Genomic DNA, 1,466 nt, shown 5'->3' on the forward strand with positions numbered 1-1,466 from the left:
TAAAGTGTACCCTTTGTAAAGGACATTTTGAAAAAGAGCCTAGGCAACTTGTTGAAGCTGCTGTCTGTATTTTGCAGGCGGCAGCTTTTTTAAATTCCATTGCCCACGATAATGATTGTAATAGGTCATGTAACTTTTGATTTCACGTTTTACTTCTTCAAGCGTTTCACAATTGCTAAAGTTTGTTTCATCTTTTAAATGCCCAAAGAATGATTCTTGAGGCGCATTATCCCAACAGTTTCCTCGCCGTGACATAGACTGACCTAAACCCATTTTCTTCACCAATGCCTGGTAAATCGGGCTTGTATAATGGAAACCCTGATCGGAATGGATAAAGGCATCTTCTGCTAAATGCGAATGTTTTTTTAATTTCTTCAACGTATTCAGAGCGATGTCCAAGTGTAAAGAAGATGACACTTCATAAGCTAGAATTTCGTTCGTTTCAGCGTCCTTAATCGTTGATAAATATGCACGTTTGCCGTTTCGATATGGCAAATATGTGATGTCTGTCAATAACACTTTACCCACTATACCTTGTTTAAATTTGCGTTTTAATTCGTTCGCATAAATGCGGTGTTCTTTCGTCGCTTTGACCATTCTTCGATAAGGATTTGCCTTGCGAATTGGACAGATGATGTTAAATTTCTTCATAATGCGGCGAATCCGCTTTAAGTTATAGGTGATGCTATATTGGCTTTGAAGCGTCATTTTAATTTGGCGTGCTCCCTTTTTACGTCCTCGGAAATGATACGCCTTTAAAATGATGTCTTTCACCACTTCATCTGCTTCATCTTGTTTGGCGCGATTTTGCGCTGATTTTTCATCAAAATGATGATAGAACCCTGAACGAGACACACCCATTACCTTACATAGATAGCTCACCATACGCTTTAGTTTATACTTTTGAAGCGTCTGGTGGATTAATTCAAATTTTAGTTTCGTTTCGATTGTAATTTCTTCTTCAACATCTGCCTTTCGAGTAGATCGAGCTTTTTTAGTAGTTCATTTTCTGCACGTAATAACTGGTTTTTCGCTTCTAAACGGGCGATTTTTTCTTCTGGGGTTAATTTCCGTTCAGAAGGTCGGCCGGAATTCATTTTACGAGTATCTTGTAAACCTACAATGCCAGAATTACGATAGGCTGCACGCCAGCGTTTCCCCGCTGTTTTAATACGATCCATTCCAATTAAGTCCACACTTAAGCCAGCTTCCTCGAAGATATCTCTAGGTAGCTTCCCCTGTTCATTTTCTGCAATAAAATGACGTTTGAATTCGTCGGTATAGGTAATCGCTTTCTCGCTGACTGACTTTACATAAGGGTTTCTTTTTAGCAGTTCTTGTTCTTTTTTCGTTAATAATCTTTTCGTCATTCTAATTCCGCTCCAACATCTTTTTTCTCATTATAAACAAAAGTACCCTACAAGAAGGACTTTTTTTAAAGTGTCCATCTTATAGGGTACATTTTA

At 38.2% G+C, this 1,466-nt stretch carries 1 protein-coding gene; it reads right to left on the reverse strand.

Annotated elements, in window-relative coordinates; all coding sequences use genetic code 11:
- Positions 1 to 39 precede the first annotated feature (39 nt).
- Positions 40 to 1,370, reverse strand: a protein-coding gene (locus BJ095_RS18830; protein ID WP_235867716.1) for an IS3 family transposase whose coding sequence is annotated in 2 segments (ribosomal slippage) — positions 40 to 989 and positions 989 to 1,370 — 1,332 coding nt in all. Because the reading frame shifts where the segments join, the coding sequence is not laid out codon by codon here.
- Between the last annotated feature and the right edge of the window lie 96 nt (positions 1,371 to 1,466).

Source organism: Ureibacillus chungkukjangi (assembly GCF_003217295.1).
In the GTDB taxonomy this organism is placed as follows: Bacteria; Bacillota; Bacilli; order Bacillales_A; family Planococcaceae; genus Ureibacillus; species Ureibacillus chungkukjangi.